The 351-nt window shown below is 67.0% G+C and carries 1 protein-coding gene and 1 pseudogene; both read left to right on the forward strand.

The annotated features are described in order from the left end of the window. The first annotated feature begins 10 nt into the window (after positions 1-10). Positions 11-136, forward strand: coding sequence for a hypothetical protein (locus tag CVH10_RS18515; protein WP_369335873.1), 126 nt, complete (start codon positions 11-13; stop codon positions 134-136). After that, a pseudogene (locus tag CVH10_RS18520) lies at positions 130-351 on the forward strand (hypothetical protein); the annotation flags it as partial. The gene CVH10_RS18515 and the pseudogene CVH10_RS18520, both read left to right, overlap by 7 nt.

The raw sequence follows: 351 nt of genomic DNA on the forward strand, positions 1-351 counted from the left end.
CCGCGTCCACGTGCGTTGCGTCGAAGTCCACGGCGACCCGGGCGTCCTGCCGCCAGATGCCGTCATCTACTACCAGGGCGAGGTGCCGAACGTCGGCATGCTCACCAAATACACACGCATCGATCCACCATGCTGAACACCCGCCACAACGCCGTCGACATTCCGGTCGACGACCAACACATCGCCGGCACGCTGGTCGCGTCCTCGATGACCGTGCCCGGTGTGCTGCTGGTGCATGGCTGGGACGGCAGTCAGGAGCAGTACATCCGCCGTGCGCATCAGATCGCGGCGCTGGGTTGCGTCTGCCTCACCTTCGACCTGCGCGGCCATGCGCGCCACGTCGCGCAGCGC

It is taken from the genome of Halomonas sp. ND22Bw, from assembly GCF_003011945.1.
Taxonomy (GTDB): domain Bacteria; phylum Pseudomonadota; class Gammaproteobacteria; order Pseudomonadales; family Halomonadaceae; genus Halomonas; species Halomonas halophila.